The organism is Candidatus Omnitrophota bacterium (assembly GCA_013791745.1).
Lineage (GTDB): Bacteria > CG03 > CG03 > CG03 > CG03 > CG03.
This window is the reverse complement of the sequence record VMTH01000016.1, coordinates 1-5,437: the sequence shown is the minus strand read 5'-3', so window position 1 is coordinate 5,437 and position 5,437 is coordinate 1. Positions and strand designations below refer to the sequence as shown.

Here is a 5,437-nt window from a genome sequence, read left to right as displayed (position 1 = left end):
GCTCACGGAGGGAAAATTCTCAAAGACATCGTCAAGGCCGCCCATTCCCATACTGACCGGCGACCGGTTGTAATACATATAACTGCAGGCGGTTGTTTCGGCATTCGCGGGTTTAAGCAAACAAAGCATGAAAAACGCGGCCAGAGGCAGAAACGCGAATTGAAGCTTCCGTTTATTCATAACTGTCACGGCTTGAATATCGCCACCGGATGCGTCTCATCTATCGCGGCGCTCTTTATGTGAATGTAATACACGCCGTTGGCGACAACAGAGCCGCTGTTATCCCTGCCGTTCCATGAAAATATTCCAGTCGTTTTCGTGAAATTCCTTACAAGACGCCCGCCAGTATCATAAATTTTCACCTCAACACTGTCATTAGCCGCGGCGGAAAATTTGATCGCGCATCCGGATGTTCTCGGATCAAAAACATTTCCGTAAACCTTAAAATCATTTTGCTGAAAAACAGCTGAACCAAAATAAAAGTTCTGACCGTTTTTATTCCCGCCGAGCGGCTCGTAACTGTAGCAGAATGTGCTGCCGTCGCCTATATGAAGGTTGCTCCCGCCGGATTGCGCATAAAGATTATAGTTGCCTCCCGGAACACCGGCTAAACTGAAATAACCGTTATTATCCGTGTAAGTGTTGCAATATGTTGTCCCGCCATAATAGAGATACACCTCAACGCTTCCAAACGGATTACTGTTGCTATCATAGCAATAACCTGATATCGCGTAAGTATCTGCCCCCGCCGCCGTGCCGAAAAAGTCAACTCTCATATCAGACCACAAACCCGTTGTGCCGTCGATGCCGTGGCTCCATGTGTAATTTGTGTCCTCCGCCGAAACAGAAACATTTGAGCCGCCCTGTATTGAATTAAATCCATAATAGCCGTACGAATTCGTGATCTGATATTGAATTCTGGACGGCGGCGAAACAGAATTATCATATAACCCGACTTCTATATTGGCAATCGGGTTTGAGCTGTGGTTGAGAATATAACCGTATATCGCGTAAGAACCGGGGCTGGAAACGGCGGGGCCGCCCTTTTGCGCCGTCGCCTCACCGGAAGCGATATTGCTGTTTGCGTCGTACGCCATAAAAAAATAACCGTCTCTGGTTGTATCGAGATAGTTCTCCCATTTATATATTTTACCGTCAGTATAATCGGTGTCAAAGATGTCTTCCTCACTCATTGTCTGCCAGCCGTCCAGGCCGAGATCAACCCGCGGATAACCCGAAAACGGGGCATCGTTATCAAGGTCGGTGTATTTCACTTTGAAAATAAAAAAAGTGTTTGTGTCGCCGCTGTCGGGGTTTACTCCGTCGGATTCATAACCGGCCGTGCCGACCCATGTCAGCGTCGGCGAATTATTTCCCACCGTCACATCAGGCGCGTCAACGGAACCCGTAGGTGGCCCAGCCGCAACATTGCCGCTGCCGTCATGGTCATCGTAGGCCTCAAAATAATATGTGTAATCCGAACCCGCCGCCGAGAGTTTTGTTGAAGTGGAATAAAACGCCCCTGCACTGTAAGTCCCCGAAACATATTCCATCGTCAATGTCTGAACGATCGTCCCGCCTTTCAAAATATACGCTTTCGGATAACCCGAAGCCGGAGCATCGCCGTCGGCATCGGTGTATTTAACCTTGTAGGTAAACACGGTTGTTGTCGTACCAACCTCATAATTTATTCCATCCGTTTCATAACCGGTATAACCCGCGCCGAGCCAGGACAAAGCCGGAGCCGTGTTCGGGGATACTATATCGATTTCGGAAGCCGCAATGGGGCTGTAAAGGACTTTGCCGTAATTAAAATCGTCGTAGTAATCATAAATTTTGCTGTCTATCACGCCAGTATCCGTCGTCCCCCACCAGTTGCCTGCCATATTTATATCGCCAGTCGAGCCGTTCCTGGCATTATAAGTTCCCGTGCTGTTGTCAATATTGTTTTTGGCAATGACAACATCACTCACATAAGTATATATCCCGTTCTGGTTGTATGAGACCGTATTGCTACTGACCGTGAGAGAACTCCCCGAAAATATATTGATGCCGTAGTTGCTGTTCCCCATAACCGTATTTCTGTTTATTGAGGAAACACCCCAGGCGTTTACATAAATTCCGTTGCTCAGATTATCCAAAATCCTGTTATTTGTAAGCGTTACATAATAACCCTGAAACCACACTCCGTTAGCGCCGTTATCCGAAATAGTGTTGTTTCTAACTATCAGATTCGTATTCGTAGAATAAATCCCGTCAATGGTATTGCCCGAAACCGTATTATTCTTTATCTCCGGCGAGTCTGCGTAGCAGGCAATCCCATATTTATTGTTGTTTGATATGGTATTCCCTTCCACCAGAGGTGAACCGTATACATATATACCTGCTGTATAGTCGGAGCCGTCACCGTTGTTATGGACATAATTATATTTGATCACCGGCGAACTCTGCGAACAATAAATTCCCCAGCTTTTATTGTATGAAATTGTGCTGTATGTTATTGTCGGCGAGGAATAATCGCAGTAAAAGCCGTAATCGGAATACTTCAAATCAGCATAACTGACAACACAAGCAGCGTCGTCGCTGGTGTCGTTGAATTTTATATACTGCCAGTCGCCGGGCGCGGGAGTCCCCTGTCTTGAAGTGAAAACTATTTTATTGCCTGATGTTCCCTGGGCATTGAGGCATCCCTGAATTTGCAAATACGTTCCGGTTGAAAATTTCACGGTCACGCCCGGCTCTACTGTCAGCGTCGCCCCCTGCGCCACCGCCACATTTGCCGTAACGATATACGGGCTATTTGCGGCGCTCCATGTTGTATTAACCGATATGAGGCCGCTCACAAAAGTTGAAACATCGGGAGCGTCAACGGCGCTTGTCGGGCTTCCTGTCGCAGTAGCAGAATATAAATCGTATGCTTCAAAATAGTAAGTGTAGTCGGTTCCCGTGGCAAGCGTTATTGTTATTGTTGAGGTATAAAGCTTGCCATCTGCATAATTTGTATCCACTGGGTCAACTTCTACCAGCATAAACGGACTATCCGTAATTTCAACAGCTCCTTTAAATATATGAAATCCGCCCGACAGAGGAGCATCATTATCCGCATCCGTGTACAGTACTCGATAGACAAAAGTTGTGGTGGAAGAACCTGTTTCCGGATTAACCCCGTCGGATTCATAACCCAACTCGCCCGTCCACGAAAGCGTCGGAGCATTGTTCACCTGTGTCGGTATATATCTGTTGGCTGTGTCTCCAAGACCCAATTGGCCGGAGAAGTTATATCCCCACGCCCATAAAGTTCCATCCGTCTTTATTGCTAATGTATGAGAATTGCCGCCGGAAATAAAAGACCAGTTGGTATCAGCCCCCACCTGCGTCGGTGTTAATCTTTCCGTTGTATCTCCAAGCCCCAATTGTCCATTGCTGTTAAGGCCGCATACCCAGAGCGTCCCGCACGTCTTCATTGCCGCTGTGTGATAACCCCCGGAAACTGAAGACCAGTTGGTATCAGCCCCTGCCTGCACCGGTATATTTCTATTTGTAATATCTCCCAACCCTAGTTGGCCATAGTCATTCAGCCCCCATGCCCATAATGTCCCGCCTGCCTTTACCGCCAATGTGTGCTTTGCTCCGCCGGAAACCGAAGACCAGTCGGTATCAGCCCCCACCTGTGTCGGGGCATATCTTGTTGAGAAATCTGCAAGCCCTAATTGGCCAAAGACGTTAGAACCCCATACCCAGAGCGTCCCTGTTGTCTTTACCGCTACTGTATGATAAGTGCCGCAGGAAACTAAAGACCAGTCCGCGTCGGTACCGGCCTGTGTCGGAGCGCTCCTATCCGCCGCATCTCCGAGCCCCAATTGACCGTCCGCGTTCTTTCCCCAGCCCCAGAGTGTCCAGTCTGTCTTTATTGCCGATGTGTGCAATTCCCCGCAGGAAACTGAAGACCAGTTGGTATCAGCCCCCACCTGAACAGGGGCATATCTTATTGAGAAATCCGCAAGCCCTAATTGGCCATAGTCATTACGCCCCCACGCCCATAATGTTCCATCCGTCTTTACTGCTGATACATGATCATATCCCCCGGAAACTGAAGACCAGTTGGTATCCACCCCCACCTGTGTCGGTATATATCTGGCTGTAATGTCTCCCAGCCCTAATTGCCCGTAATTATTAAGCCCCCATGCCCATAATGTTCCGTCAGCCCTTACTGCTATTGTGTGTTCAAGGCCGCCGGAAACTGAAGACCAGTTTTGAGCGGAAACAATGCCGGAAGAAAATAGCAGGCACGAAATTAAAAACGCGCGTGGCGTTAATCGCCGTAAGACCCCGTTCTGAAATAGAATCAACCGGCGCTTGAGTTTGCCGGTAAAAAAACATTTTTTCATATGTGATATTCTAAACATTGCTTTTTCAGATGTCAATACCTGTGAGCGCGGCATTTGGGAGTATATCGACATTTGGTTATTGACAGAAATTTTTCCTTCTAATATAATGCGTCATTATGAGCAACATCAAATGGTTTGTTTACGATGCCGAGGGAAAAGCGCCGGGGCGATGCGCCGTGCAGATAACTAAAATGCTGCGCGGCAAAGACGAGCTCCCTTATTTTCCCAACAAGCTCGGCAACTGCGGCGTTATTGTTATCAACGCCGCCAAGATCAAAATGAGCGGCGGAAAAGCGAAAAAGAAAGAATATTTTTTCCATCCGACCACCCGGCCGGGGCATTGGAAAAAAATCACTCTCGGCAAACTCCTTGAAAAAAGCCCTTCAAAGGTTATGACGGAGGCGCTCAAGGGAATGCTGCCCAAAAACCGGTTAAGGAGCGCGGCTCTCAGAAGAGTGAGAATATATCCCGGAGCGGAACATCCGCATGCGGCGAACATAGCGGGGGGACAGAATGACTGATATAGCGACTTCGGGAAAAAGGAAACTGGCCATAGCCAAAATAGTGCTTTCGGACGGTTCCGGGAAAATAACCGTCAATAAAAAAGATTTTGAACTTTATTTCAGGGGAGAAATGGCCGCCCGCCACGAAGTGCTGCGGCCTCTCATCCTCACAGACAACCGCAAAAAATACGACTGCAAGGCCCATGTGTCCGGCGGCGGGATTTCCGCCCAGGCGCAGGCGATACGCCACGGCATTTCAAAAGCTCTTGTGAAAATATCCGAGGATTACAGAACGCCTCTCCGCAAAGAGGGCCTGCTGACAAGAGATTCCAGGATAGTTGAACGGAAAAAACCCGGTCAGCCCAAAGCAAGAAAAAGATTCCAATACTCCAAACGCTGAAGAGCGATGGCCTTGTTTTCTTTTGTCTGCGTTGACTTCCAGAAAGAATTCACGGATCCTTCCGGTAACTTTTATATGGACCGGCCGATGGTACGGTTTACAAAAAACGAACTTATACCCGAACTGATCAAAAAAAAATACAAAGT

Annotated in this window: 4 protein-coding genes; 2 read left to right on the top strand and 2 right to left on the bottom strand. The window is 48.0% G+C overall.

What is annotated here, in order from left to right:
* The coding region (locus FP827_00775) for a hypothetical protein (GenBank protein MBA3051618.1) at positions 1-180 on the bottom strand (180 nt) is incomplete at its 3' end.
* A 5-nt stretch (positions 181-185) separates the two neighbouring features.
* Positions 186-4,460: a hypothetical protein gene (locus FP827_00770; protein ID MBA3051617.1), complete on the bottom strand. Its 4,275-nt coding sequence runs from the start codon at positions 4,458-4,460 to the stop codon at positions 186-188.
* Between the two features lie 44 nt (positions 4,461-4,504).
* On the opposite strand from FP827_00770, the gene rplM reads away from it, so the two are divergent.
* Together rplM and rpsI are read left to right on the top strand one after the other, a co-directional pair.
* Positions 4,505-4,909 (top strand): 50S ribosomal protein L13, encoded by a 405-nt coding sequence (rplM, locus tag FP827_00765; GenBank protein MBA3051616.1) that lies wholly within the window; start codon positions 4,505-4,507, stop codon positions 4,907-4,909.
* Positions 4,902-5,291, top strand: coding sequence for a 30S ribosomal protein S9 (gene rpsI, locus FP827_00760; protein ID MBA3051615.1), 390 nt, complete (start codon positions 4,902-4,904; stop codon positions 5,289-5,291). Before rplM ends, rpsI begins: the two co-directional genes overlap by 8 nt.
* The last annotated feature ends 146 nt before the right edge of the window (positions 5,292-5,437 follow it).

Bases quoted from the DNA above. Each gene is read 5' to 3' on its own strand.
- FP827_00770 (MBA3051617.1), bottom strand. From the start codon at position 4,460: ATGTCGATATACTCCCAAATGCCGCGCTCACAGGTATTGACATCTGAA.
- rplM (MBA3051616.1), top strand. From the start codon at position 4,505: ATGAGCAACATCAAATGGTTTGTTTACGATGCCGAGGGAAAAGCGCCG.
- rpsI (MBA3051615.1), top strand. From the start codon at position 4,902: ATGACTGATATAGCGACTTCGGGAAAAAGGAAACTGGCCATAGCCAAA.